The following is a 26,284-nucleotide window of genomic DNA, read 5'->3' on the forward strand; positions in this document are numbered from 1 at the left end:
CGGCTCCCACTCCTCGGGTGGCCGCGATTATTTCAACTATTGTTTCAGGAGTTAGTACATGTCTGATCGTCAGACCGGCACCGTCAAGTGGTTCAACGATGCCAAGGGCTTCGGCTTCATCACCCCGGAAAGCGGCCCGGACCTGTTCGTGCACTTCCGCGCCATCCAGGGCACCGGCTTCAAGTCGCTGCAGGAAGGCCAGAAGGTCACCTTCGTCGCCGTGCAGGGCCAGAAGGGCATGCAGGCTGACCAGGTGCAGCCGGTCTAATCGACCGCTGCTGCCGAAAGGTTGCCACGACGCCGGAAGCGCAAGCTTCCGGCGTTTTTGTTTGTGTGTTCATCGGCGCGCAGTAGCATGAAGGTTTGCCGTCGCGGATCTGCTGATGATCAAGGTGCACCATCTCGACCATTCCCGCTCCCAGCGCGTGCTGTGGATGCTGGAAGAACTGAACCTTCCGTACCAGGTGGTCCGCTACCAGCGCGACCCCAAGACCTGGCTGGCCCCGCAGGCGCTGCGTGATCTGCATCCCCTGGGCAAGTCGCCCGTGGTGGAGGACGACACGCTGGTGCTGGCCGAATCCGGTGCGATCCTCGAATACCTCGTGGACCGCTATGACAGTGCCCGCCAGTTCTCTCCCGAGCCGGTACCGCTGCAGTCCCCCGAGCGCCTGCGCTATCGCTACTGGATGCATTACGCGGAAGGTTCGGCGATGCCGCCGATGGTGATGTCGCTGGTGTTTGCCCGCCTGCGCAAAGCGCCGATGCCGTTCTTCGCCCGTCCCATAGCACGTCAGATCGCCGACAAGGCGCTGAAAGGCTTCGTGGGCCCGCAGATCAAGCTGCATCTGCAGTGGATGGAGCGCGAGCTGGGCAACACGCCCTGGTTTGCCGGCGAGCGCTTCACTGCCGCCGACATCCAGATGAGCTTCCCGCTGCAGGCGGCCGCGGCGCGTGGCGGTGACCTGTCGGCGTATCCGCGCCTGCAGGCTTTCCTGGAGCGGATCGCGCAGCGTCCAGCGTACCAGCGCGCGCAGGCCAAGGGCGGGTCGCTGGACCTGGCCGCCGGCGCGGCCTGAACTTGCCTGCGCCGTGGAGTGGCCCCATCTGTCTGGCATGACGACGCCCACGCTTCAGTTCGATAACCGCCTCCTGCGGGACCTTCCTGGCGACCCGGTAGAAGGGCCGGCACTGCGGGAGGTGCGCGGTGCGGCGTGGTCGAGCGTGATGCCCACGCCGGTGGCCGCGCCGCAACTGCTGGCGTATTCGGCAGAGATGGCCGAACGGCTGGGGTTCGGCGCGGATCTGCTGGAAAGCCCCGACTTTCCGCGCGTGTTCGGTGGCAATGCGCTGTACGCCGGCATGCAGCCGTGGGCGGCCAACTATGGTGGGCACCAGTTCGGCCACTGGGCTGGGCAGCTCGGCGATGGCCGCGCGATCTCGCTGGGCGAACTGGTCACCGCGCAGGGCGAGCGCTGGGAGCTGCAGCTCAAGGGGGCCGGACGCACACCCTACTCGCGCGGGGCCGACGGCCGCGCGGTGCTGCGCTCGTCGATCCGTGAATTCCTGTGCAGCGAGGCCATGCATCACCTGGGCGTGCCGACCACGCGTGCGCTGAGTCTGGTCGGTACCGGTGAGGCCGTGGTGCGCGACATGTTCTACGACGGCCACCCACAGGCGGAGCCGGGTGCGGTGGTGTGCCGCATGGCCCCGTCGTTCCTGCGCTTTGGCAGCTTCGAACTGCCCGCGTCGCGTGGTGACCTCGTGCTGCTGCGGCAACTGGTCGATACCTGCATCGCCCGTGACTTCCCGGGACTGGAAGGGGCAGGACAGGACCGCGATGCGCGCTGGTTCGCGCAGGTCTGCGAACGCACGGCGGAGATGGTGGCGCACTGGATGCGGGTCGGTTTCGTGCACGGCGTGATGAACACCGACAACATGTCGGTTCTGGGGCTGACCATCGATTACGGTCCGTATGGCTGGGTTGAAGACTACGATCCGGACTGGACCCCCAACACCACCGATGCGCAGGGCCGACGCTACCGTTTCGGCACCCAGCCGCAGGTGGCGTATTGGAACCTGACCCGGCTGGCACAGGCCGTGGCCCCGTTGTTCGACGACGTTGCCCCCCTGCACGAGGGGCTGGCTGCTTTCCAGGCGACCTACGCCCGCTGCGAGCGCAACGACGTGGCGGCGAAATTCGGGCTGGCGGCGTGCACCGATGACGACATGGTCCGCATGAGTGAGTGGCGGCAATTGCTGCAGGACGGCCAGATGGACATGACCCTGGCATTCCGCGCCTTGTCCGCGCTGGACCCGGCCGCACCTTCGGTGGTGGTGCTGGAGGAGGCGTTCTACAGCGCGGAACGACGTGAAGCCGTGTTGCCGGCACTGCAGGACTGGCTGCAGCGGTATGCGGAACGCGTGCGTGCGGACCACCTCGACCCGGCCGCGCGCCGCGCCGCAATGGAACGGGCGAACCCGCTCTACGTGCTGCGCAACTGGCTGGCGCAGGGGGTGATCGAACGCGCGGAGCAGGGGGACCTGGAGGGCGTGCATGCCCTGCAGGTGCTGCTGCGGCGGCCCTACGACGCCCAGCCAGGGGCTGAGCGTTACGCGGCGAAGCGCCCGGACTGGGCCTTGAACAAGGCTGGCTGTTCAATGCTGTCCTGCAGTTCCTGAACGCGTGCGGGCCAGTGGCCGGCCCGGGCAAAGGGCCGGCGCGGTACCCTATGCCACCCTTCGCGGTTCCTGAGCCATGACCGATTCCTCCGCCGCCGTGCCCGCTTGGGCTGGCCGCCTGCGCGACATTGCTGATTTCCCCAAGCCGGGCATCCTGTTCAAGGACATCATGCCGCTGCTGGCCGATGGGCCGGACTTCGCCGCCGCTATTGATGCCATGGTTGCGCCGTGGCGCGAGGCCAGGCTGGACGCGGTGATGGGCATCGAGTCGCGCGGCTTCATCCTGGGTGCGGCGATGGCGCGGGTGCTGGGCGTGGGCTTCGTGCCGGTGCGCAAGCCGGGCAAGTTGCCGGGCCGTACCCTGCGCCAGGACTACACGCTGGAATACCGCACCGACAGCATTGAGGTGCATGCAGATGCGCTGCCGGCCGGTGCGCGGGTGCTGGTGGTGGATGACGTGCTGGCCACCGGCGGCACGTTGCTGGCGGCGTTGTCGCTGGCGCGGCAGTTGCAGGTGGAGGTGCTGGGCGCGGCAGTGCTGGTGGAGCTGGCCGGGTTGGGCGGGCGCGAGCGCTGGGACGCGGACGTGCCGCTGGTGGCGAACCTGGTGTATTGATCGCGGTCCATCACGGCGGTGGACACGCATGGCGTGCCCACCGCGGCAACAATCACATCTTGCGTACGCGGAACCGGCGGCCCTTGATCTTGCCGGCTTCCAGGCGCGCAATTGCTTTGCCGACGTGTTCGCGCGCAATCGCCACGTACGAACGGGTGGGATAGATATCGATCTTGCCGATCACCTTGGCCGACAACCCGGCCTCGCCGGTCAGCGCGCCCAGGATGTCGCCCGGACGCAGCTTGTCGGTCTTGCCGCCGTCAATGCGCAATGTCTGCATCGCTGCCTGCGGCAGCACCGCCGGGCGCGCGGTGGCCAACGGTGTTTTCTGCCAGTCGAGCGGTGAACCCTGCGCCGCTTCCAGCGCATCGGCGCGGTTACGCTCACGCCCGGTCACCAGGCTGATCGCCAGACCGGTGGCACCGGCGCGACCGGTACGGCCGACGCGGTGCTGGTAGGTTTCAATATCGGTGGGCAACTCGTAGTTGATCACCGCGGCCAGGTCCTGCACGTCCAGGCCGCGTGCGGCCACGTCGCTGGCCACCAGCACGTTGCAGCTGCGGTTGGCAAAGCGCACCAGCACTTCATCACGGTCGCGCTGTTCCATCTCGCCATGCAGCGCCAGGGCAGAGAACCCGAACTGCTGCAGCGAGTTGGCCACTTCGTCCACGTCACGGCGGGTATTGCAGAACACCACTGCGGATTCCGGGGTGTACTTCAGCAGCAGCCCGGCCAGCGCCTTCTGCTTGCTGCTCAGGTCGACTTCGCAGAACAGGTGGCGGATCGCCGGCGCGTGGTCTGCGCCTTCCACGGTGACTTCCTGCGGGTCGCGCAGCAGGTCGCGCGCGATCTGGCGGATCTCGTCGGGGAAGGTGGCCGAGAACAGCAGGGTCTGGCGGTCCTTGCTGGTACGCCCGGCGATCTCGCGGATAGGCTCTTCAAAGCCCATGTCCAGCATGCGGTCGGCTTCGTCCAGCACCAGCGTGGTGACCCCGCCCAGCTTCAGCGCGCGCTTGCGGCCCAGTTCCTGGATGCGGCCCGGGGTGCCCACTACCACGTGCGGGTCATGCGCTTCCAACGACGCCAGCTGCGGGCCCAGCGGCATGCCGCCGGTGAGGACCACCAGTTTGAGGTTGGGAATGCCGGTGGCCAGTTTGCGGATCTGCTTGCCGACCTGGTCGGCCAGTTCACGCGTGGGGCACAGCACCAGCGCCTGCGCGCGGATCACCGCCGGATCCAGCTTCTGCAGCAGGCCCAGCCCGAAGGCAGCCGTCTTGCCGCTGCCGGTGGGAGCCTGCGCGATGACGTCGCGGCGCTCGAGAATGGCCGGCAGGCTTTGCGCCTGCACGGGCGTCATGCGGGTATAGCCCAGCGCGTCGATGCCCGCTGCCAGCGAGGCCGACAGGGGCAGTTCGGAGAATTCGTTCATGCCACATTCTACCCGGTGCGCCGATCCGGCGCGCCACGACCAACGGTCGTGGCCTACCGGTCATTCACGCCGTGCCACGACCAACGGTCGTGGCCTACCGGTCATTCACGACCCGGGACCGGTAGATCACGACCGTTGGTCGTGATCAGGCCAACAACCCTTGCACCCCCAGGTTCACGCCCAGCCCGCCCAGCAGCAGCCAGCCAAACAACAGCAGCGCCAGCAGCAATGGCTTGAGCCCGGCCTGGCGCAGCGCCGAAACATGCGTGGTCAGACCCAGCGCGGCCATCGCCATCGCCAGCAGCAGCGTGTCCAGTTGCACCAGTGTCTGCACCAGCCCAGCCGGCAGCCACTGCAGCGAGTTGAATGCTGCCACCGCAACGAAGCCGAACGCGAACCACGGCACCACGATCCGCGCGCGCGGCGCGTCCGGCGTGCCTGCCCGGGTCCGGGCCAGCAGCAACGACACCACCACCAGCGCCGGGGCCAGCAGCATCACCCGCACCATCTTGGTGATCACGGCGGTGTCGGCCGCAGCCGGGCTGACCGCGCCACCGGCGGCAACCACCTGCGCCACCTCGTGAATCGTCGAGCCGGCAAACACCCCGTAGGCGTGCTCGCTGACCGGCAGCAGGGCATGGCTGAGGTTGAGCTGATACAGCAGCGGGTAGGCCAGCATCGCCAGCGTGCCGAACACCACCACGGTGGACACCGCCACCGTCACCTGCTCGGCGCGCGCCCGCAGCACCGGCTCGGCTGCCATCACGGCTGCTGCGCCGCAGATCGCGCTGCCAGCCCCGATCAGCAGCGCGCTGGTGCGCTCCAACCCGAACAGCCGGGTGCCGGCCCAACCGCCCAGCAGCAGCGTGCTGGCCACCATCACCCCGTCAATCAGCAGGCCCGCGATGCCGACCTGGCCGATGTCCTGGAAAGTCAGGCGCAGCCCATACAGCACGATGCCCGCGCGCAGCAGCCACTGCTTGGAAAAGCCCACGCCGGCTCCGGCGTGGACGGCCAGACGCGGATACAGCGTATTGCCCAGGCCGATACCCAGCGCGATGGCCAGGGTCAGGGCGCTCAGGCCGTGGGCCTGGAGTGCCGGCTGGTCGCCCAGTACCAGCGCCACGACCGCCACGGCGGCGGTCAGGGCCAGACCTGGCACGCGAGTCACCCAGCGCTGGCGTAGAGATGGGGTCGCAGGAAGGGTTGAGGCGTTCACGGGGCACTCGGTCAGCGAAGGACCGATCCAGACTGCGCTCGTGGTGATTACCTGTAAAACGACTAATATCGTTATGAATTACCTGAAAAGCAGGTTGAAGTATGTTGCGTCTGACATTGCGGCAATGGCAGGTAGTAGTGGCCGTCGCCGATGCCGGCACCACCACCGCCGCAGGGCAGGCGCTCGGTCTGTCCCAGTCGGCGGTGAGCGCGGCCCTGAACGAACTGGAACACCAGTTGCCCGACCGGCTGTTCGACCGGGTCGGTCGCCGCCTGCTGCTCAACGCGCACGGGCGGGCGCTGCTGGATCCGGCGCGTGCCCTGCTGCTGGCGGCGTCCACGCTGGAACAGAGCGCTGAAGCCCGCCCCCTCCAGCTGCGCATCGCCGCCAGTACCACCATCGGCAATTACCTGTTGCCCGCGCGGATCGCAGCGCTGCAGGCGCTTCAGCCCCGGACCCGGGTGGACCTGCATATTGGCAACAGTGCCGAGGTGGTCGAGCAGGTGCAGCGGCTGGAGGTGGATGTCGGCCTGATTGAAGGCCCGTGCCATGCCAGCGGGCTGCAGGTGCAGCCCTGGCAACGCGACGAACTGGTGATCGTGGCGACCGCTTCAGCGCCGGTCCGGATGACAACGGACGCCCTGCGCAGCGCCCGCTGGCTGCTGCGCGAACCCGGCTCCGGGACGCGCGAGGCGGTGGAGCAGGGCCTGTTGCCGCACCTGCATCACTTTGCCGACAGCATGCAGCTGGGTAGCACCGAGGCGATCAAGCAGGCGGCGGCCGCCGGCCTGGGCCTGGCCTGCCTGTCGCGGCATGCGGTGGCCGACCTGCTGGCTTTGGGGCGGCTGCAGGTGGTGCAGACCGGGCTGCCAGCGCTGTCGCGGCAGCTCTGGAGGGTGCAGCATCCGCACCGCTCGTTGCCGGCGGCGCTGGACACCCTGCTGCGCTAGGCGACGGCAGCGGGTGCTCGCGCTTACAATGGCGGGATGCCTCTGATTACTCTGCAGAACGTCGACTTCAGCGTCGGCGGCCCGTTGTTGCTGGAAAAAGCCGAATTGTCGATCGAGCCGGGCGAACGCATCGCCCTGATCGGTCGCAACGGTGCCGGCAAATCCACCCTGCTCAAACTGCTGTCCGGGGACCACAAGCCCGATGATGGCGAAGTCCGCGTGCAGCAGGGGGTGCGGGTCACCCGGCTGGAACAAGAAGTGCCACACGGTGCCGCCGGCAGCGTGTTCGATGTGGTGGCCGATGGTCTCGGCGAACTGGGCCAGTGGCTGGCCGAGTTCCATCACCTCAGCCATGCCGAGGTGTTCGACGGTGACGCGCTGGGCGCGGTGCAGGCCAAGATCGATGCCGCCAATGGTTGGGGCCTGGACCAGCGGGTCGAAGAAACCCTGACCAAGCTGGAACTGGATGGCGAGGCCGAATTCGGTCGGCTTTCAGGCGGCATGAAGCGTCGCGTGCTGCTGGCACGCGCGCTGGTGTCCGCGCCCGACCTGCTGCTGCTGGACGAACCGACCAACCACTTGGACATCGAAGCCATCGACTGGCTCGAAGCCTTCCTGAAGAGCTGGAGCGGCAGCGTGGTGTTCGTCACCCACGACCGTCGCTTCCTGCGCGCGCTGGCCACCCGCATCGTTGAGATCGACCGTGGCCAGGTCACCAGCTGGCCGGGCGACTGGGCCAACTATGAGCGTCGCCGCGAAGAACGGCTCAACGCGCAGGCGCAGGAGAATGCGCGCTTCGACAAGCTGCTGGCACAGGAAGAAGTGTGGATCCGCCAGGGCATCAAGGCCCGCCGCACCCGTGACGAAGGTCGCGTGCGCCGACTGAAGGCGATGCGCAACGAGCGTTCGCAGCGCCGCGAGATGAGCGGCAACGTCAGGATGGAAGCGGCGCAGGCCGAGAACTCCGGCAAGAAGGTGATCGACGTCAAGGACATCTCGTTTGCCTTCGGCGAGCGCTGCATGGTCAAGGACTTCAGCACCACCATCCTGCGCGGCGACCGCATTGGCCTGATCGGCCCCAACGGCAGCGGCAAGACCACCCTGCTCAAACTGCTGCTGGGCGACCTCGCTCCGGATAGTGGCGAAGTGGTGGCCGGCACCAACCTCCAGATCGCCTATTTCGACCAGTACCGTGCGGTGCTGCGCGAAGACTGGACCGCGATTGAAAACGTGGCTGAAGGCCGCGATTTCCTCGAGTTCAACGGCAAGCGCAAGCATGTGCATGCCTACCTGCAGGACTTCCTGTTCACCCCCGAGCGCGCGCGTGCGCCGATCACCCGTCTGAGCGGCGGCGAGCGCAACCGGCTGCTGCTGGCCAAGCTGTTCGCGCAGCCATCCAACCTGCTGGTGATGGACGAACCGACCAACGACCTGGACGTGGAAACGCTGGAGCTGCTGGAAGAGCTGCTGGCCGATTACACCGGCACGCTGCTGCTGGTCAGCCACGACCGTGACTTCCTCGACAACGTGGTGACCTCCACCATGGTGATGGAAGGCGAGGGTGTGGTGGGTGAGTACGTGGGCGGTTACAGCGACTGGCAGCGTTATGCCGCGCAACGCGCCGCGCAGGCGGTTGCCCCGGTGGCGGCCAAGCCGACCACGCCGGTACCGGCTGCCGCCGTCGCCGCGCCGGCAACGCCGGCCAAGCGCAAGCTCAGCTTCAAGGACCAGCGCGAGCTGGAACAGCTGCCGGCGAAGATCGAGCAGCTGGAAAAGGACGTGGAAGGGTTGACCGCCGCCATGAACGACCCCGCGTTCTACCAGCGCAGCGCGCCGGACATGGCCGCGCACACGCAGAAGCTGACCGCCGTGCAGAACGAGCTGGATGCCGCGTACAAGCGCTGGGAAGAACTGGATAGCTGACCCTGCGAACGGGGCGGCATTCCGCTGGACGCGCATGGCGCGTCCCTACGCGGCGATGCACGGGGCGGTGGGATTCCGTTGGACGCGCATGGCGCGTCACTACGGGGGCGATGGGATGCGTAGTGACGCGCCATGCGCGTCATCGACACACCCACCCCGGGCGATCATTTCAACCCGTGCAGATCCCGCAGCTGGCTCGGCCGCGAACCGAAATACGCGGCCAGGTCCGCAATATCCTGATCGCTCAGATCCTTGGCCTGCGGCGTCATCAGCGCATGCTCGCGATCACCGGCCCGGTAGGCCTGCAACGCATGCGCCAGATAATCCCCGTACTGCCCACCCAGCTTCGGGTAGGTCGGGTCGATCGGGTTGTTGCCGTCGGCTCCGTGGCAGTCGATGCAGCTCTGGTTGGTCGCCTTGCCCTTGACCTGGGCACGCGCCTCACCGGCGGCAATACGGCCGGCAGGCAGGCCGGCGGACGAGCTGGAGCCGTGTTCGCCACTGGCATGGCCAGGGTCGGCGGCGGAATCTGTGCTGTTTTCAACCTGCGACTGCGAACAGGCAGCCATCAGCAGGGCAACGGACAGAGCGATGGCGTGACGCTTGAAGGGCGCGGCTTTCGTCATGAGCGTGCTTATTTGGCGGTGGACAGGTAAACAGCGAGATCGGCGATCTCCTGTTCGCTGAAACTCATCGACTGCGCCTGCATCGTCGGATGCCGGCGCTTGCCCTGGCGGTACTCGGTCAGCGCTTGGGTCAGGTACTGCGCCGACTGCCCGCCAATCTTGGGCACCCGGTAGCTGGGGTAGGCGTTTTTGTAGCCGGTGATGCCATGGCACCCCTGGCAGGTATAGGCCAGGGTGCGCCCGTTGTCGAAATTCCCGGAGGGAGCGGCAGGGGCGGCCGGTGCGGCGGCCGGAGCCGGGGCAGCGGGTACGGCTGGAACAGCAGAAGCAGGTGCGGCCTGGGCGGCAACCCCGAAGGGCAGGAGGACGGCCAGAGCAAGACAAGCGGCGAGCGGCTGCGGGCGCATGATGTCTCCGATAAACGGTTTCTGGTCGTTCCGGCGTGGGGTACGGAACTGTCCGGAGTATAGCCTGCGTTTTCATCTAGCTGAAATCGGAGCGCTTTCAAGACTGACTCTGGTCACCATGACCTTTGGGATATGGTGTTGTCGTGACGTGGTGCATTACTTTGCTACCACACCTGCCCACGCACCTCCTCAGGGACACGACGATGTCGCGACTTTCTTTCCTGCCCGGCCGCACCGGAACCTGCGCCGCCGCGCTGCTGATCACCACCACCTTGTTGCTGAGCGGCTGCGGAGCCGGCGGCCCTGCGGACGCCCAGGCGGCCGAAGGCAAGGACCCCAAGGCAGAGAAGGCCCCCGATGCGGTGCCGGTCGAGGCGGTGGCCGCCAGCCGCCGCGCGGTTGCGGCCAGCTACACCGGCACCGCCGCGCTGGAAGCGCGCGCTGAGTCGCAGGTGGTGGCCAAGACCTCCGGTGTGGCGCTGGCGGTGCTGGTCGAGGAAGGTCAGCAGGTCCGCGCCGGCCAGCCGCTGGTGCGCCTGGACCCGGACCGCGCACGCCTCGCGGTTGCGCAGAGCGAAGCGCAGATGCGCAAGCTGGAGAACAACTACCAGCGTGCCCAGAAGCTGATCGGCCAGCAGATGGTCAGCGCCGCCGACGTCGACCAGATCCGCTTCGACCTGGAAAACGCGCGCGCCCAGTACCGCCTCGCGACGCTGGAGCTGTCCTACACCACGGTGGTGGCCCCGATCTCCGGAGTGATCGCCTCGCGCTCGATCAAGACCGGCAACTTCGTGCAGATCAACACGCCGATCTTCCGCATCGTCGACAACTCGCGCCTGGAAGCCACGCTCAACGTGCCCGAGCGCGAACTGGCCACGCTGCGCCCCGGCCAGCCGGTGACCCTGGTTGCCGACGCGCTGCCGGGCAGATCATTCCCCGGCACCGTGGACCGTATCGCACCGGTGGTAGACGCCGGCAGCGGCACCTTCCGCGTGGTCAGCGGCTTCGGGGAAGACGCCGCCGGTCTGCAGCCGGGCATGTTCGGCCGCATCCGCATCGACTACGACCAGCGTGCCGACGCGCTGGTGGTGCCGCGCCTTGCGCTGCTCGACGACGGCGACCCGGCCGTGTTCCGGGTGCGCGACGGCAAGGTCGCGCGCGTGCCGGTGAAGGTCGGCTACGCCGAAGGCCCGTGGGTGGAAATCCGCGAAGGCCTGGCGGTCGGCGACAAGGTCGTCACCGCCGGCAAGGTGGCCCTGCGTGACGGCACTGCGGTGCAAGTGATCGGCGAGAAGCCGGCCGCCACCGTGGCCAAGGCCGCGCCGAAGAAGGCGGAGAACCGTCAATGAGTTCGCCCGGGCATGACCACGGCAGTGAACCGCACCCGGCCGATGATGGCCGGGGCACCGGCGGCGGCCTGGTGGAATTCGCCACCCGTCGCCGCGTCACCATCTTCATGTGCATGCTCACCCTGGTGCTGTTCGGCCTGATCGCGCTGGGCAACCTCAAGGTCAACCTGCTGCCGGACCTGAGCTATCCGACCCTGACGGTGCGCACCGAGTACACCGGTGCCGCCCCGACCGAAATTGAAACCCTGATCACCGAACCGGTTGAAGAAGCCGTGGGCGTGGTCAAGAACCTGCGCAAGCTGAAGTCGGTCTCGCGTACCGGCCAGAGTGACGTGGTGCTGGAGTTTGCCTGGGGCACCAACATGGACCAGGCCAGCCTGGAGGTGCGCGACAAGATGGAAGCGCTGAACCTGCCACTGGAGGCCAAGGCCCCGGTGCTGCTGCGCTTCAATCCGTCCACCGAGCCGATCATGCGCCTGGTGATCGCATCCAAGGCCGACCCGGCCACGGATGCCGACGCGGTGCGTCAGCTGACCGCGCTGCGCCGTTATGCCGACGAAGACCTGAAGAAGAAGCTGGAACCCGTGGCCGGCGTGGCGGCAGTGAAGGTGGGCGGTGGTCTGGAAGACGAGATCCAGGTCGACATCGACCAGCAGAAGCTGGCCCAGCTCAACCTGCCGATCGACAACGTGATCAAGCGGCTCAAGGAAGAGAACATCAACATCTCCGGCGGCCGCCTGGAAGAGGGCTCGCAGCGCTTCCTGGTGCGCACGGTGAACCAGTTCGCCGACCTGGAAGACATCCGCAACCTGCTGGTAACCACCCAGAGCAGCACCGGCAGCGCCGCCGACGCGGCCATGCAGCAGATGTTCGCAATTGCCGCGTCCACCGGTTCGGACGCGGCCATCGCCGCGGCCTCGGCCGCACAGAGCGCGTCCAGCAGCAGTTCCACCAACATCGCCAATGGCGTGCCGGTGCGGCTGAAGGACGTCGCCACGGTGCGCCAGGGCTTCAAGGAACGCGAAGCGATCATCCGCCTGGGCGGACGTGAAGCGGTCGAACTGGCGATCTACAAGGAAGGCGATGCCAACACCGTGGCTACCGCCGCCGCGCTGCGCACGCGCCTGGAACAGATCAAGTCGCAGATTCCCGGCGATGCCGAACTGACCACGATTGAAGACCAGTCGCGCTTCATTGAACACGCGATCAGCGACGTCAAGAAGGACGCGGTGATCGGCGGCCTGCTCGCGATCCTGATCATCTTCCTGTTCCTGCGTGATGGCTGGAGCACGTTCGTGATCAGCCTGTCGCTGCCGGTATCGATCATCACCACGTTCTTCTTCATGGGCCAGCTGGGGCTTAGCTTGAACGTGATGTCGCTGGGCGGCCTGGCGCTGGCCACCGGCCTGGTGGTGGATGATTCCATCGTGGTGCTGGAAAGCATCGCCAAGGCGCGTGAGCGTGGCCTGGGCATTCTGCAGGCGGCCATCACCGGCACCCGCGAAGTGAGCATGGCGGTGGTGGCCTCCACCCTGACCACCATCGCGGTGTTCCTGCCGCTGGTGTTCGTGGACGGGATCGCAGGCCAGCTGTTCCGCGACCAGGCCCTGACCGTGGCGATTGCGATTGCGATCTCGCTGCTGGTGGCGATGACCCTGATTCCGATGCTGAGCTCGCTGAAGGGCCGCCCGCCGCTGGCGTTCCCGGAAGAAGCCCCGCACGGCACCTGGCAACCGCAGAGCCGCTGGCTGAAGCCGGTGGCCGGCAGCCGCCGTGGCCTGGGCGCGCTGGTGCGCTGGAGTGTGTTCGGCGTGGCCTGGGTGATCGTCAAGCTGTGGCGTGGCCTGACTGCCGTGGTCGGTCCGGTGATGCGCAAGGCCAGCGACGTGGCGATGAAGCCCTATGCGGGTGCAGAGCGCGGTTACCTCAAACTGCTGCCCAGTGCTCTGGCGCACCCGGGCAAGGTGTTGGGTCTGGCCGCCTTGGCCTTCGTCGCCACGCTGGCGATGGTGCCGATGCTGGGCGCGGACCTGATTCCGCAGTTGGCCCAGGACCGCTTCGAGATGACCGCGAAGCTGCCGGCCGGTACGCCGCTGAAGCAGACCGACGCGCTGGTGCGTGAGCTGCAGCTGGCGCATGCCAAGGATGACAGCATCGCGTCGCTGTATGGCGTGAGCGGCAGCGGCACCCGGCTGGATGCGAATCCCACCGAGAGCGGCGAGAACATCGGCAAGCTGACCGTGGTGATGGCCGGCGGTGGTAGTGCAAAGACCGAAGCGGAGATCACCGAACGCCTGCGTGCCTCGATGCAGGGCCACCCGGGTGTACAGGTCGACTTCGCCCGGCCGGCGTTGTTCAGCTTCTCCACGCCGCTGGAAGTGGAGCTGCGCGGCCAGGACATGGCCACGCTGGAACGCGCCGGCCAGGCCCTGGCCGCGATGCTGCGCAACAACCCGCACTACGCCGACGTCAAGTCGACGGTGGAAGAAGGCTTCCCGGAAATCCAGATCCGCTTCGACCAGGAGCGCGCCGGTGCGCTGGGCCTGACCACGCGCCAGATCGCCGACGTGGTGGTCAAGAAAGTGCGCGGCGACGTGGCCACCCGCTACAGCTTCCGCGACCGCAAGATAGATGTGCTGGTGCGGGCGCAGGAAGGTGATCGCGCCAGCGTGGAGAGCATCCGCCGCCTGATCGTCAATCCGGGCAGTGCGCGTCCGGTGACGCTGGACGCGGTGGCGGAGGTGGTCGCGACCAACGGTCCCAGCGAGATCCACCGCGCCGACCAGACCCGCGTGGCGGTGGTGTCGGCCAACCTGCGCGACATCGATCTGGGCGGTGCGGTGCGGGAAGTGCAGGCCATGGTGGCTGAGCAGCCGCTGGGTGCCGGGGTCGGCATGCATATCGGCGGGCAGGGCGAGGAGCTGGCCGAATCGGCACGCTCGCTGATCTTCGCCTTCGGCCTGGCGATCTTCCTGGTGTACCTGGTGATGGCCTCGCAGTTCGAATCACTGCTGCACCCGTTCGTCATTCTGTTCACCATTCCGCTGGCGCTGGTCGGCGCGATCCTCGCGCTGATGCTGACCGGCAAGCCGATCTCGGTGGTGGTGTTCATCGGTTTGATCCTGCTGGTGGGGCTGGTGACCAAGAACGCGATCATCCTGATCGACAAGGTCAACCAGCTGCGCGAGGCCGGCGTGGCCAAGCACGAAGCGCTGGTGGAAGGGGCGCGCTCGCGTCTGCGCCCGATCATCATGACCACGCTGTGCACGCTGTTCGGCTTCCTGCCGCTGGCGGTGGCCATGGGCGAGGGCGCGGAAGTGCGTGCGCCGATGGCGATCACGGTCATCGGTGGCCTGCTGGTGTCCACGCTGCTCACCCTGCTGGTGATTCCGGTGGTGTATGACCTGCTGGACCGTCGCGGCGATGCTTACTACCGCGAACGCGGTCGCCAGCATGCGCATGCGGCCGAAGGCCCGATCAGCGGCGGCAACGCCCAGGAGCCGGCATGAGCGTCGCCGAGTTCTCCATCCGCCGTCCCATCACCACCATCATGTGCTTCGTCTCACTGGTGGTGGTGGGGCTGATCGCCGCGTTCCGGCTGCCGCTGGAGGCGCTGCCGGACATCTCCGCGCCGTTCCTGTTCGTGCAGGTGCCGTACACCGGCTCGACCCCGGAAGAGGTGGAGCGCACCATCATCCGCCCGACCGAGGAAGCGCTGGCGACGATGACCGGGATCAAGCGCATGCGCTCCCAGGCCACGTCGGAAGGGGCCAGCATCTTCATCGAGTTCACCGACTGGGACCGTGACATCGCCATTGCCGCGTCCGACGCGCGCGAGCGCATCGACGCGATCCGTACCGATCTGCCCGACGACCTGCAGCGTTACAACGTGTTCAAGTGGTCCAGCAGCGACGAACCGGTGTTGAAAGTGCGCCTCGCCAGCAGCAGCGACCTCACCGGCGCGTACGACATGCTCGACCGCGAGTTCAAGCGGCGCATCGAGCGTATTCCCGGCGTGGCCCGGGTCGAGATCTCGGGCGCGCCGCCGAACGAGGTCGAGATCGCGATCAACGCCGACCGCCTGACCGCGCACAACCTGAGCATCAACGAGCTGAACGAGCGTCTGCGCGCGCTGAACTTCTCGATTTCAGCCGGGCAGATCGACGACAACGGCCAGCGCGTGCGCATCCAGCCGGTGGGTGAAATCACCGACCTGCAGGAACTGCGCGACTTGGTGATCGACACCAAGGGCCTGCGCCTGGGCGACATCGCCGAGATCCGGCTCAAGCCCAGCCGCATGCCGTACGGACGGCGCCTGGACGGCAATCCGGCCGTGGGCCTGGATATCTACAAGGAGCGCAGCGCCAACCTCGTCGAGGTCTCGCGTGCGGCACTGGCCGAAGTGGAGGCCATCCGCAAGCAACCGTCGATGCGCGACGTCAACATCAAGGTGATCGACAACCAGGGCAAGACGGTCACCTCGTCGCTGCTGGAGCTGGCCGAAGCCGGTGCGGTCGGCCTGCTGCTGTCGGTGACGGTGCTGTTCTTCTTCCTGCGCCACTGGCCGTCCACGCTGATGGTCACCCTGGCCATCCCGATCTGTTTCGTGATCACCCTCGGCTTCATGTATTTCGCCGGGGTCACCCTCAACATCCTGACCATGATGGGCCTGCTGCTGGCGGTGGGCATGCTGGTCGACAACGCCGTGGTGGTAGTGGAGAGCATCTACCAGGAACGCGAGCGCATGCCCGACCAGCCGCGGCTGGCGTCGGTCATCGGCACCCGCAACGTGGCCATCGCACTCAGCGCCGGTACCCTGTGCCACTGCATCGTGTTCGTGCCCAACCTGTTCGGCGAAACCAACAACATCAGCATCTTCATGGCACAGATCGCGATCACCATCTCGGTGTCGCTGCTGGCCTCGTGGCTGGTGGCGGTGAGCCTGATTCCGATGCTGTCCGCACGCATGCAGACGCCGAAGCTGGTGCATTCGCAGACCGGCGTCATCGCCCGCCTGCAGCGCCGTTACGCCAAGGTGCTGCAGTGGACGCTGGAACACCGCGGCTGGAGCGTGTTCGGCATCATCATGGTGGTGCTGATCAGCTTCGTCCCGATGAAGCTGACCAAGATCGACATGTTCGGCGGTGAAGGCGGCACCGACGTGTTCATCGGCTACAACTGGAAGGGGGCCTACACCCGCGCACAGATGTCCGATGAAGTGGCCCGGGTCGAGAAGTACCTGGACCAGAACCGCGAAAAGCTGCACATCACCCAGGTGTATTCCTGGTACAGCGAGCAGGAAGGCAGCAGCACCATCGTGACCCTGGACGAGAAGCACGCCGGCAACATGGCGGCGGTGCAGGAGAGCCTGCGCAAGGGCCTGCCGCGCTCCGCCCGGGCCGACTACATCGTGGGCAACCAGGGCGGTGATGGCGGCGGTGGCGGTGGCAACCAGGGCGTGCAGGTACAGCTGGTCGGCGATTCCACCCAGATGCTGCAGGAAATCGGCGAAGAAGTGGTGCCGTTGCTGGCCCAGCGCAAGGAGCTGCGTGACGTACGCATCGACAATGGCGAGAAGGGCAGCGAGCTGTCCATCCATGTCGACCGCGAGCGTGCGGCCGCGTTCGGCTTCAATGCCGAGCAGGTGGCCAGCTTCGTTGGCCTGGCCCTGCGTGGTGCGCCGCTGCGCGAGTTCCGCCGCGGTGACAGCGAAGTGCCGGTGTGGGTGCGTTTCGCCGGTGCCGAGCAGAGCAGCCCGGAAGACCTGGCCAGCTACACCGTGCGTACCGGCGACGGGCGCTCGGTGCCGCTGCTGAGCCTGGTGGACGTCAGCATCAAACCCTCTGCCACCCGCGTCGGTCGCACCAACCGGCAGACCACGCTGACCATCAAGGCCAACCTGGCCGAGAAGGTGACGGCACCGGAGGGGCGCAAGGCGATGGAGGAAATCCTCAAGCCGATGAGCTTCCCGGCCGGCTACAACTTCACCTTCGACGGCGGCGATTACGGCGACGACGATGAAGCCATGCAGCAGATGATGTTCAACCTGCTGATCGCGCTGGTGATGATCTACGTGGTGATGGCGGCGGTGTTCGAGTCGCTGTTGTTCCCGGCGGCGATCATGAGCGGCGTGCTGTTCTCGATCTTCGGGGTGTTCTGGCTGTTCTGGCTCACCGGTACCGCGTTCGGGATCATGTCCTTCATCGGGATCCTGGTGCTGATGGGCGTGGTGGTGAACAACGGCATCGTGATGATCGAGCACATCAACAACCTGCGACGGCGTGGCATGGCCCGCACGATGGCGCTGGTGGAAGGCTCTCGTGAGCGTCTGCGCCCAATCATGATGACCATGGGCACGGCGATCCTGGCAATGATTCCGATCTCGCTGACCGACACCCAGCTGCTGGGTGATGGCCCGCCGTACTATCCGATGGCGCGTGCGATCGCCGGTGGGTTGGCGTTCTCCACCGTGGTCAGCCTGCTGTTCCTGCCGACCATCTACGCGATGCTGGATGACATGAGCATCGGCGTGGCCCGCATCGTGCGGCGGGCGAGGGGATTGCCGCCGAAGGGCAGCGAAGCGGTGATCGAGCCGGCGTGAACGAAACGGGCCACGCAATGCGTGGCCCGTTTTCATGGCATCCCGGTAGGTACCGACCGTTGGTCGGTACCGGAACCATCACGCCACCTTATGCCACACCTGGAACCCGGTCAGCCACAACCCCAGCATGCTGCCCAGGTTGGTCAACATGAAGGTCAGCACCACCCGGGTGACCCGGTTCCGGTACCAGCCCTTCAGCGTCTGCGCATCATCACGCAGCTTCAGGAAGTCCTCGTACGCCGGCTTGCGCAGCCGCGTTTCTACCAATGCGGCGAACGCGCCGGTGGGAATGCTCAACCGGAACGGCTTGAACGGCGCGACCACGATCGCGGTCAGGATGCTCAGCGGGTGGCTGCCGGCCAGCAGGCAGCCCAGCCCGGCCAGGCCGCCGGTGTACATCGCCCACACTGCCAGCAGTTCCGTCCCCATGCCCAGGCCGCCGCGGTAGAAGCCCACGCCGATACCGGTCAGCACCACGGCCAGAATGCCGAGCGTGATCCACGGAATGTTGCGCTTCGGCGGCACCGCTTCCAGCGACTCACGCAGCGGACCGGGAGCCTCGGTATCGCTTTCCAGATACTTGGCCAGCCCGGCCAGATGGCCGGCACCGACCACCGCCAGCACTTCGCGCTGGGCCGGGTCGTGGCTTTCGCGCAGACGCGTGGCCATGTAGCGGTCGCGCTCGCCGATGATGGTTTCGTACAGCTCGGGGCTTTCGCTGGCGAACTCGCCGAAGCTGGCTTCTAGCATGTCGCCCTGCTTGAGCTTTTCGATCTCTTCTTCGCCCACGTCTTCCGACGCGAACAGACCGGCCCCCAGGCCCATCACCAGCTTGATCTTGCCGAAGAAGCCCAGCCGCTGCGAGGCGCGCTTGAAGGTCAGGCCGACTTCGCGGTCAATCAGGTGCACCGGCAGGTTGCGTTCATTGGCCAGTCCGACCGCGCGCTTGAGTTCGGCACCGGGTTCGATGCCCAGCTGTTCTGCCAGACGGCGCTGATAGGCGGCCAAGGCGAGGTTGGCGGCGAACAGCGCCACGCGGCCCTTTCGGATCACCTCGATCAGGTCCAGCTTGGCCAGCGCGTCAGGGTTGGTCAGCGCCTGCAGGCGCTGCGGGTCCAGTTCAACGGCCACCGCGTCGAAGCGACCGCTTTCGATGGCTTTCTCGACGGCCTGCACACTGGCCTGGGAGACGTGCGCGGTGCCCAGCAGGGTGTAGCGCACGCCATCGCGTTCGACGACCTTGACCGGTTGCCCGGCGAACAGGCTGTCGCCATTGTCTTGCGTTGTAATGTCGGTCATTGCGTCATTCATTGGAGGGGGCGCTGTCGGCACCATCGCCGAGCGCGCGCTGCATCTGCACGGTATCCAGCCAACGGCCGTGCTTACGACCGAGGCCACGGAACACGCCGACCAGATGGAAGCCGAAGCGCTCGTGCAGTTTGATCGAGGCGGTGTTGGAAGGTTCCCCGATCACCGCCACCATCTGCCGGTAACCGCGCGCGACGCAGGCGTCGATCAGGCCCTGCATCAGCGCGGTGCCAACGCCACGCCCCTGGAAGGCGGCATCGACATAGACCGAGTTCTCCACGGTCCACTGGTAGGCGATGCGTGCGCGGTAGGTGTTGGCGTAGGCATAGCCGGCGACCTGGCCGTCGACTATGGCGACGATGTAGGGGAAGCCCCGGCCGACGATGTCGTGCATGCGCCGCAGCATCTCGGTGGCGTCGGGGACTTCGTACTCGTAGGTGTTGACGAAGTCGGTGACTTCCACCGCATAGATGGCGGTGATGGCGACGATATCCTCGTCGCGGGCGTCGCGCAGGTGCACGGTCACGGGGCAGAGGTCCTGTGGGTTCAGTCGATGTAGCGCTTGAGCAGGTCGCCGTAGGCGTCGATGCGGCGGTCACGCAGGAACGGCCAGATGCGGCGCACGTGTTCGCAGCGCTGCAGATCGACCTCGCAGACCAGTACGGTGGCATCGCCACCGGCTTCAGCGATGAACTCGCCCTGTGGGCCGAGCACGTGGCTGTTGCCCCAGAACTGGATACCGGAAGCACCGAGCGGGGAGGGCTCATGGCCGACGCGGTTGCAGCTGAGCACGGGCACGCCGTTGGCCACGGCATGGCCCCGGTGGCTGAGCACCCAGGCATCGCGCTGGCGGTTCTGTTCATCCTGCTGGTCGTCCGGATCCCAGCCGATGGCGGTGGGGTAGAGAAGCAGCTCGGCCCCGGCCAGCGCCATCAGGCGCGCGGCTTCGGGATACCACTGGTCCCAGCAGACAAGCACGCCAAGGCGACCGACCGAGGTGTCGATGGGCTTGAAGCCAATGTCGCCGGGCGTGAAGTAGAACTTCTCGTAGAAGCCCGGATCATCCGGAATGTGCATCTTGCGATACTTGCCGAGCAGGGTGCCGTCCTTCTCGAACACCACGGCGGTGTTGTGATACAGGCCGGCGGCGCGGCGCTCGAACAGCGAGCCGACAATGACCACGCCATGCTTCTTGGCGAGCGCGCCGAGGCGTTCGGTGCTGGGGCCGGGAATCGGCTCGGCCAGGTCGAATTCGTCCACGGATTCGTGCTGGCAGAAGTAGGCGCCGTTATGCAGTTCCTGCAACAGGACCAGCTTGGCCCCCTGCGCGGCGGCCTCGGCCACGCGCGTTTCAATCACAGCCAGGTTGGCCTCGGCATCGCCATGGTTGCGCTCCTGGATCAGGGCGACGGTAAGGGGGTGACGTGGGCTCATCCGATGCGGGTCCTGCGGGCAGAAAAACGCAGTTTATCGCGGATGGGTCAGCGCCGCGTGTTGTCGGTTGAATGCGCGCTAACAGCCTTGATTGCACGGACTGCGTGTCGCCGGGCGTTGCCCGGCTGCTTTTGGATCCATGCGAACAACCCTCGGCTGCCGGTCTACGTGTCTGGGGCCGGCGGGTGGGGGGTACGGGACACGCCTTAAATCTCCCGTTAGGCTCGGGCGGCACATCCATGTGCCTTCACGGTCCCGTACCCCCCACCCGCCGGCCCCTCGATACATGGTCGGTGGCCATGGGAAATGCCATGGGCACGTGCCTTTGATCTTCGGTGGCCACCGGCCAACTGTCTGGGGCGTGCCGGGGTGGGTTTGCGGGACCGTAGAAAACATGGATGTTTTCTACGAGCCCCCATGGATGGGTTTACGGCGTGTCCCGCAAACCCACCCCGGTACGCCCAAACACGGAAACCGATGAACCACAGGCTGTTCGCCCAAAACCAAGAACGCCGGGCAAGAGCCCGGCGCTACGTAGCAGCTCGAATGCCGACACGCTTTACGCGGCCAACACACCCGCAGGCAGCTGCATGGTGATGCAGTGCAGGCTGCCGTTCTGCCAGATCAGCGAGCGGCAGGGGACCTGCACGATCTCGCGGTCCGGGTAGGCCTGGGCCAGCACGTCGCGGGCGGCGTTGTCGGCTTCGTCGCCGTAGGCCGGCATCAGCACCGCGCCGTTGAGGATCAGGTAGTTCGCGTACGACGCGGCCAGACGGCGACCTTCGTCGATCACCGGACGTGCCCACGGCAGCGGGAACAGGCGGTACGGCTGGCCGGCGGTGGTGCGCAGCGCGGCCAGTTCGTTGCCCATTGCCTGCAGTTCGGCATGGTGCGAATCGGTGCTGTCATCGCAGGCCTGGTAAACGATGCTGTCCGGCGAGGCGAAGCGGGCCAACGTGTCGATGTGCGCGTCGGTGTCGTCGCCTTCCAGGTAACCGTGGTCCAGCCACAGCACCCGGTCCTGCGCCAGCCAGGTGGCCATGTCCGCGCTGAGCGACGCGCGATCACGGTCCGGGTGGCGTTCGTGCAGGCACTGCCAGGTGGTCAGCAGGGTGCCTTCACCGTCGGTTTCAATGCCGCCGCCTTCCAGCGCGAACGGAATGCTCTGCAGCTCCGCATTGGCGAACAGGCCCTGGCCGTGCAGCACGCCGACCAGCTGGTCGTCCAGGCTGGCCTCGAACTTGCCGCCCCAACCGGTGAAGCGGAAATCCAGCAGGCGGAAGCCGCCGTCGGCGCGGCGCAGGGTGATAGGGCCCGAATCGCGCAGCCAGGTGTCGTCGTACTGCGCGGTGACGAAACGCACGCGTTCCATGTCGATGCGGTTCGAGCGCAGGCGCGCGTCCGCATAGGCTTCCAGGTCATCGTCAGCCACGATGATCAGCACCGGCTGGAAGCGGGTGATCGCCGCCACCAGCGCGATGTAGGTTTCTTCCACGTCCGCCAGGCGGTCAGCCCAGTCGGTATCGGCGTGGGGCCAGGCGATCAGGATGGCCGACTGGGTTTCCCATTCGGCAGGAAAGCGAAGCTGTTCGTTCATGGTCTCGGTGTAATCGCCCGCGCCTGGGCGCGGGCAGTAATGGGTCAGCGGATCGGCGGCTTGGGACCGACTTCCTCGGCGCTGGCCTTGTTGGCCACCACGTCGATCACCTTCGCCCTTTCAAAGTAGACGGTGAACTGCGGGTAGACCCAACGGTTGATGGTCGGCCACTGGCGCTTCTGGCCGCCACGCGGCTCCAGCTTTTCGCTCGGCTCGCCGAACGTGGCCAGCACCTGGCTGGCGGTCTGGCCGCGCACCGGCACCATCGCAGCAGGCTGCTCCTTGGTGCGGTCGATCAGCAGGGTGTCGGCATGGGCGCTGGCACAGGCCAGCAGGGCAAGCAACGGCAGGGTGGACAGGTAACGCTTCATCTCGATCTACTCCCCAGTGGTCAAGAACTGCGATTACAACAAAAAATGGCAATAAAAAACCGCCCGGAGGCGGTTTTTCATTCAGGTAGGCCGCGACCGATGGCCGTGACCCGCCCAGGGCTCAGCGCTGGCGAGCCTTGAAGCGCGGGTTCGACTTGCAGATCACGAAGATCTTGCCGCGACGACGGACGACCTTGCAGTCGCGGTGACGGGCCTTGGCCGACTTCAGAGAGGACAGGACTTTCATTGCATACCTCGGCGTAAACGTGGATTCAGGTGGAGCGCGGCCGCGATATGCAGATGACAATCGGCAGGTGACGCTCGTTCAAGCCCGCCATTCTACCGGCCTTTTCTCCATCCTTTCAAGTGGTTGCACCAAAAAGGTCTCGGCAGGGGTCGGGCAGGGGCTAGAATGGGGGGTCCATCACACAGGGAAACCCATGAATCCGCATCCCCCCGTGCTTACCATCGACGGTCCTTCCGGGGCCGGCAAGGGCACCGTCAGCCGCATTGTCGCACGTCGGCTGGGCTGGCATTACCTGGATTCGGGGGCGCTGTACCGGGCCGTGGGCGTGGCCGCCAGCTGGGCCGACATCGACACCTCCGATGCCTCGGCGCTGGTCCGGTGCACCTTCGATACCAAGGTCCGCTTCGTCGAAACCGCCGACGGCGCGCTGCGTGTCATGGTCAATGAGACGGATGCCACCGACGAGCTGCGCCTGGAAACCACCGGTGCGCTGGCCTCGGCCATTGCCGCCATCCCGGAGGTGCGCTCCGCGCTGAAAGAGCGCCAGCGCGCATTCAGGGTCGAGCCGGGCCTGGTCGCCGACGGCCGCGACATGGGTACGGTGATCTTCCCCGACGCCCCATTCAAGGTCTTCCTGACCGCCAGTGCCGAGGAGCGCGCCGAGCGCCGGCATAAGCAGTTGAAAGACAAGGGGGTTTCTGTTAACTTTGATGACCTCCTGCGCGAGATCATGGCCCGCGACGCCCGTGATGCCCAGCGCACCGTGGCGCCCCTGAAGCCGGCAGACGATGCCGTCGTCATCGACACCAGTGGAATCGGCATCGACGAAGTCGTTGCCAGGGTTCTGGATCTGCTTCCGGTTTCGGGTGCCTGATCCGTTGCATGGAGGAGGCCGCCAGTGCATCGGCGGTAGTCGCACCAATGTAAAGCGTCACAAGCTCCGTCCCGCAATGATGCGTGGCGGTTTTCCTACTTAACACACGACCTGCGTTTCCGGGGTCGACCAACAGGCGGGCAGTACACGGAACCCTTGAAGGGAACCCCTGCCCATGTGTCCAACAGAGTAAATCTAATGACCGAATCATTTGCCGAACTGTTCGAAGCCAGCCAGGCCAATCTGGCCAAGCTGAAGCCGGGCGCCATCGTCACCGGTACCGTCGTGGAAGTCCGCGGCGACGTCGTGGTGATCAACGCTGGCCTGAAGTCTGAAGGCATCGTGCCGATCGAGCAGTTCCGTAACGATGCTGGCGAAATCGACGTTGCCGAAGGCGACCTGGTCAAGGTTGCCCTTGACGCGATTGAAAACGGCTTCGGTGAAACCGTCCTGTCGCGCGAGAAGGCCAAGCGCGCCATGGTGTGGGACGAGCTGGAAGAAGCTCTGGAAAAGAACGAAACCATCACCGGTCGCATCAGCGGCAAGGTCAAGGGTGGTTTCACCGTGGACATCAAGGATGTCCGCGCGTTCCTGCCGGGTTCCCTGGTCGATGTGCGCCCGGTGCGCGATCCGGCCTACCTGGAAGGCAAGGAGCTGGAATTCAAGCTCATCAAGCTGGACCGCAAGCGTAACAACGTCGTTGTGTCGCGCCGCGCTGTCGTCGAAAGCGAGCACTCGGAAGAGCGCGAGCAGCTGATGGACAAGCTGCAGGAAGGCGCCATCCTGAAGGGTGTGGTCAAGAACCTGACCGACTACGGCGCGTTCGTGGACCTGGGCGGTATCGACGGCCTGCTGCACATCACCGACATGGCATGGAAGCGCGTGCGCCATCCGTCCGAAGTCGTGAACGTCGGCGACGAGCTGGACGTGCGCGTGCTGAAGTTCGACCGCGAGCGCAACCGCGTTTCGCTGGGCCTGAAGCAGCTGGGCGAAGATCCGTGGGACAACATCGCCCGTCGTTACCCGGCCAACAGCCGCGTGTTCGGCAAGGTCTCCAACGTGACCGATTACGGCGCGTTCGTCGAGATCGAGCCGGGCGTGGAAGGCCTGGTGCACGTCTCGGAAATGGACTGGACCAACAAGAACGTCAACCCGTCCAAGGTTGTGCAGGTCGGTGACGAAGTTGAAGTGATGGTGCTGGACGTCGACGAAGAGCGTCGCCGCATCTCGCTGGGCATGAAGCAGGTTGCCGCCAATCCGTGGGAAACCTTCGCTGCCATCCACAAGAAGGGCGACAAGGTGTCGGGCCAGATCAAGTCGATCACCGACTTCGGCATCTTCATCGGCCTGGACGGCGGTATCGACGGCCTGGTGCACCTGTCCGACATCAGCTGGAACACCACCGGCGAAGACGTGGTCCGCAACTTCAAGAAGGGCGACAACCTGGACGCCGTCGTCCTGGCCGTCGATCCGGAACGCGAACGCATCAGCCTGGGCGTCAAGCAGCTGGAGCAGGATCCGTTCGGTCAGTACATGGCTGCCAACCCGAAGGGTTCGAAGGTCGAAGGCGTGGTCAAGGAAGTGGACGCCAAGGGCGCTACCATCGAACTGGCTGACGGCATCGAAGGCTATGTGTCGGCTCGCGACGTTGCCAATGAGCGCGTTGACGATGCGACCCAGTTCCTGAAGGTCGGCGACAAGGTGGAAGCCAAGTTCGTGGGCATGGACCGCAAGGGCCGTACCCTGCAGCTGTCGATCAAGGCCAAGGACGACGCCGAAATGCGCGAAGTGCTGGAGGAATACCAGTCCTCTTCGGCTTCGAGCGGCACCACCCAGCTGGGCGCGCTGCTGCGTGCACAGCTGAACGGTAACAAGTCCGAGTAATCGGCCTTACCCGTTGCAGTAGTTTCCTGAGCGGCCCGGACACCTGTCCGGGCCGTTTCAGGGTTGGAATCCCTCGAAGCGAGTCCGCAATGACCAAATCCGAGCTGATCGAAATCCTGGCGCGCCGGCAGGCGCATTTGAAGTCGGACGATGTCGATCTGGCGGTAAAGTCGTTGCTGGAAATGATGGGAGGCTCGTTGGCCGGCGGCGATCGTATCGAGATCCGCGGGTTCGGCAGTTTCTCGCTGCACTACCGTCCGCCACGCCTGGGCCGTAACCCGAAAACCGGTGAATCGGTCGCGTTGCCGGGCAAGCATGTCCCGCATTTCAAGCCGGGCAAGGAACTGCGCGAGCGCGTCAGCGCCGTGGTTCCGCTGGAAGGCGACCCCGCCTGACTCTGTACGTCTGCCATGCCGCAGGCTGGTAGAGCGGACCGCCGGTCCGCTACTCTTGGTCCCTAACGGAATGGGAGCTGCCACATGAAAGTTGCACGTCTGTTGATCCTGTTGGCCGTGCTGGTCGCCGGGCTCATTGTCGGTGCCCTCAATTCTCAGGAAATGACCCTCAAGCTCGGTTTCACCGAGATCCACTCCAGCACCGGGCTGGCGATCACCGTGGCCCTGCTGGCCGGCGTGCTGATCGGAGCCGGGTTGGTGCTGGTGGGTATGGTCATTCCTTTGTACTCCAGGCTGCGCATGGCGCAGAAAGCGGTTCCGGCCTCGCCGGCCGCGCCGGTTGCACCTTCTACTTCTTCTTTTGACGGACGCTGA

23 protein-coding genes are annotated in these 26,284 nt (G+C 66.0%); 13 read left to right on the forward strand and 10 right to left on the reverse strand.

All coding sequences use genetic code 11. From position 1 onward, the window contains the following. Positions 1–58: 58 nt before the first annotated feature. From PDM29_RS15450 to PDM29_RS15465, 4 genes are all read left to right on the forward strand, one after another. A complete protein-coding gene (locus PDM29_RS15450) occupies positions 59–268 on the forward strand; it encodes a cold-shock protein (protein ID WP_231804617.1) in 210 nt (69 codons plus the stop codon). A gap of 115 nt (positions 269–383) precedes the next feature. After that, positions 384–1,076 (forward strand): glutathione S-transferase, encoded by a 693-nt coding sequence (locus PDM29_RS15455; RefSeq protein ID WP_311190957.1) that lies wholly within the window; start codon positions 384–386, stop codon positions 1,074–1,076. A 37-nt stretch (positions 1,077–1,113) separates the two neighbouring features. After that, positions 1,114–2,679 carry a protein adenylyltransferase SelO gene (locus PDM29_RS15460; RefSeq protein ID WP_311190958.1) on the forward strand — a complete coding sequence of 522 codons (1,566 nt, stop codon included), beginning with the start codon at positions 1,114–1,116 and terminating at the stop codon, positions 2,677–2,679. 76 nt (positions 2,680–2,755) lie between these two features. Then, positions 2,756–3,295, forward strand: coding sequence for an adenine phosphoribosyltransferase (locus tag PDM29_RS15465; protein WP_311190959.1), 540 nt, complete (start codon positions 2,756–2,758; stop codon positions 3,293–3,295). Positions 3,296–3,347: 52 nt separating this feature from the next. On the opposite strand, the gene dbpA is transcribed toward PDM29_RS15465, so the two are convergent. Both dbpA and PDM29_RS15475 read right to left on the reverse strand, forming a co-directional pair. Further along, positions 3,348–4,724 carry an ATP-dependent RNA helicase DbpA gene (dbpA, locus tag PDM29_RS15470; protein ID WP_311190960.1) on the reverse strand — a complete coding sequence of 459 codons (1,377 nt, stop codon included), beginning with the start codon at positions 4,722–4,724 and terminating at the stop codon, positions 3,348–3,350. Between the two features lie 145 nt (positions 4,725–4,869). Further along, a complete protein-coding gene (locus PDM29_RS15475; protein ID WP_311190961.1) occupies positions 4,870–5,943 on the reverse strand; it encodes a YeiH family protein in 1,074 nt (357 codons plus the stop codon). Between the two features lie 104 nt (positions 5,944–6,047). Here PDM29_RS15475 and PDM29_RS15480 point away from each other — a divergent pair, with 104 nt between their 5' ends. Both PDM29_RS15480 and PDM29_RS15485 read left to right on the forward strand, forming a co-directional pair. Beyond that, positions 6,048–6,893, forward strand: a complete 846-nt coding sequence (locus PDM29_RS15480) for a LysR family transcriptional regulator (RefSeq protein ID WP_311193802.1) — start codon at positions 6,048–6,050, stop codon at positions 6,891–6,893. A gap of 36 nt (positions 6,894–6,929) precedes the next feature. Beyond that, positions 6,930–8,816, forward strand: coding sequence for an ATP-binding cassette domain-containing protein (locus PDM29_RS15485; protein WP_311190962.1), 1,887 nt, complete (start codon positions 6,930–6,932; stop codon positions 8,814–8,816). Between the two features lie 164 nt (positions 8,817–8,980). Here PDM29_RS15485 and PDM29_RS15490 read toward each other — a convergent pair whose 3' ends face one another. Further along, complete coding sequence (locus PDM29_RS15490; RefSeq protein WP_282296246.1) at positions 8,981–9,442, reverse strand: c-type cytochrome; 462 nt, start codon at positions 9,440–9,442, stop codon at positions 8,981–8,983. An 8-nt stretch (positions 9,443–9,450) separates the two neighbouring features. After that, on the reverse strand, positions 9,451–9,849 hold the full coding sequence (locus tag PDM29_RS15495; RefSeq protein ID WP_311190963.1) for a c-type cytochrome: 399 nt from the start codon (positions 9,847–9,849) through the stop codon (positions 9,451–9,453). A gap of 203 nt (positions 9,850–10,052) precedes the next feature. Between PDM29_RS15495 and PDM29_RS15500 the strand changes: the two genes are divergently transcribed. From PDM29_RS15500 to PDM29_RS15510, 3 genes are read left to right on the forward strand one after another with little or no spacing between them, the layout of a single operon-like run. Beyond that, positions 10,053–11,198, forward strand: a complete 1,146-nt coding sequence (locus PDM29_RS15500) for an efflux RND transporter periplasmic adaptor subunit (protein ID WP_311190964.1) — start codon at positions 10,053–10,055, stop codon at positions 11,196–11,198. Next, positions 11,195–14,707, forward strand: a complete 3,513-nt coding sequence (locus tag PDM29_RS15505) for an efflux RND transporter permease subunit (RefSeq protein WP_311190965.1) — start codon at positions 11,195–11,197, stop codon at positions 14,705–14,707. Before PDM29_RS15500 ends, PDM29_RS15505 begins: the two co-directional genes overlap by 4 nt. Beyond that, positions 14,704–17,799 (forward strand): efflux RND transporter permease subunit, encoded by a 3,096-nt coding sequence (locus PDM29_RS15510; protein WP_311190966.1) that lies wholly within the window; start codon positions 14,704–14,706, stop codon positions 17,797–17,799. Before PDM29_RS15505 ends, PDM29_RS15510 begins: the two co-directional genes overlap by 4 nt. Positions 17,800–17,877: 78 nt before the next feature. On the opposite strand, the gene PDM29_RS15515 is transcribed toward PDM29_RS15510, so the two are convergent. The 6 genes from PDM29_RS15515 to ykgO form a co-directional block, all read right to left on the reverse strand. Next, positions 17,878–19,098 (reverse strand): TraB/GumN family protein, encoded by a 1,221-nt coding sequence (locus tag PDM29_RS15515; RefSeq protein WP_311190967.1) that lies wholly within the window; start codon positions 19,096–19,098, stop codon positions 17,878–17,880. Between the two features lie 4 nt (positions 19,099–19,102). Next, positions 19,103–19,633 carry a GNAT family N-acetyltransferase gene (locus PDM29_RS15520; protein ID WP_311190968.1) on the reverse strand — a complete coding sequence of 177 codons (531 nt, stop codon included), beginning with the start codon at positions 19,631–19,633 and terminating at the stop codon, positions 19,103–19,105. Between the two features lie 20 nt (positions 19,634–19,653). Continuing rightward, positions 19,654–20,541, reverse strand: coding sequence for a carbon-nitrogen hydrolase (locus PDM29_RS15525; protein ID WP_311190969.1), 888 nt, complete (start codon positions 20,539–20,541; stop codon positions 19,654–19,656). A gap of 559 nt (positions 20,542–21,100) precedes the next feature. Then, positions 21,101–22,138: an agmatine deiminase family protein gene (locus PDM29_RS15530; RefSeq protein ID WP_311190970.1), complete on the reverse strand. Its 1,038-nt coding sequence runs from the start codon at positions 22,136–22,138 to the stop codon at positions 21,101–21,103. Positions 22,139–22,182: 44 nt separating this feature from the next. Continuing rightward, positions 22,183–22,509 (reverse strand): hypothetical protein, encoded by a 327-nt coding sequence (locus PDM29_RS15535; RefSeq protein ID WP_311190971.1) that lies wholly within the window; start codon positions 22,507–22,509, stop codon positions 22,183–22,185. Between the two features lie 121 nt (positions 22,510–22,630). Further along, positions 22,631–22,756 carry a type B 50S ribosomal protein L36 gene (gene ykgO / locus PDM29_RS15540; RefSeq protein WP_005409283.1) on the reverse strand — a complete coding sequence of 42 codons (126 nt, stop codon included), beginning with the start codon at positions 22,754–22,756 and terminating at the stop codon, positions 22,631–22,633. 193 nt (positions 22,757–22,949) lie between these two features. Between ykgO and cmk the strand changes: the two genes are divergently transcribed. The 4 genes from cmk (at position 22,950) to PDM29_RS15560 (ending at position 26,284) form a co-directional block, all read left to right on the forward strand. After that, positions 22,950–23,630: a (d)CMP kinase gene (gene cmk / locus PDM29_RS15545; RefSeq protein WP_125360536.1), complete on the forward strand. Its 681-nt coding sequence runs from the start codon at positions 22,950–22,952 to the stop codon at positions 23,628–23,630. Between the two features lie 198 nt (positions 23,631–23,828). After that, the gene (gene rpsA, locus PDM29_RS15550) at positions 23,829–25,514 is read left to right on the forward strand and encodes a 30S ribosomal protein S1 (RefSeq protein ID WP_311190972.1); all 1,686 of its coding nucleotides are present in this window, start codon (positions 23,829–23,831) and stop codon (positions 25,512–25,514) included. 89 nt (positions 25,515–25,603) lie between these two features. Beyond that, positions 25,604–25,909 (forward strand): integration host factor subunit beta, encoded by a 306-nt coding sequence (locus PDM29_RS15555; RefSeq protein WP_125360534.1) that lies wholly within the window; start codon positions 25,604–25,606, stop codon positions 25,907–25,909. 84 nt (positions 25,910–25,993) lie between these two features. Continuing rightward, positions 25,994–26,284 (forward strand): LapA family protein, encoded by a 291-nt coding sequence (locus PDM29_RS15560; RefSeq protein ID WP_311190973.1) that lies wholly within the window; start codon positions 25,994–25,996, stop codon positions 26,282–26,284.

Origin of the sequence: Stenotrophomonas oahuensis (assembly GCF_031834595.1) — a bacterium.
Taxonomy (GTDB): domain Bacteria; phylum Pseudomonadota; class Gammaproteobacteria; order Xanthomonadales; family Xanthomonadaceae; genus Stenotrophomonas; species Stenotrophomonas oahuensis.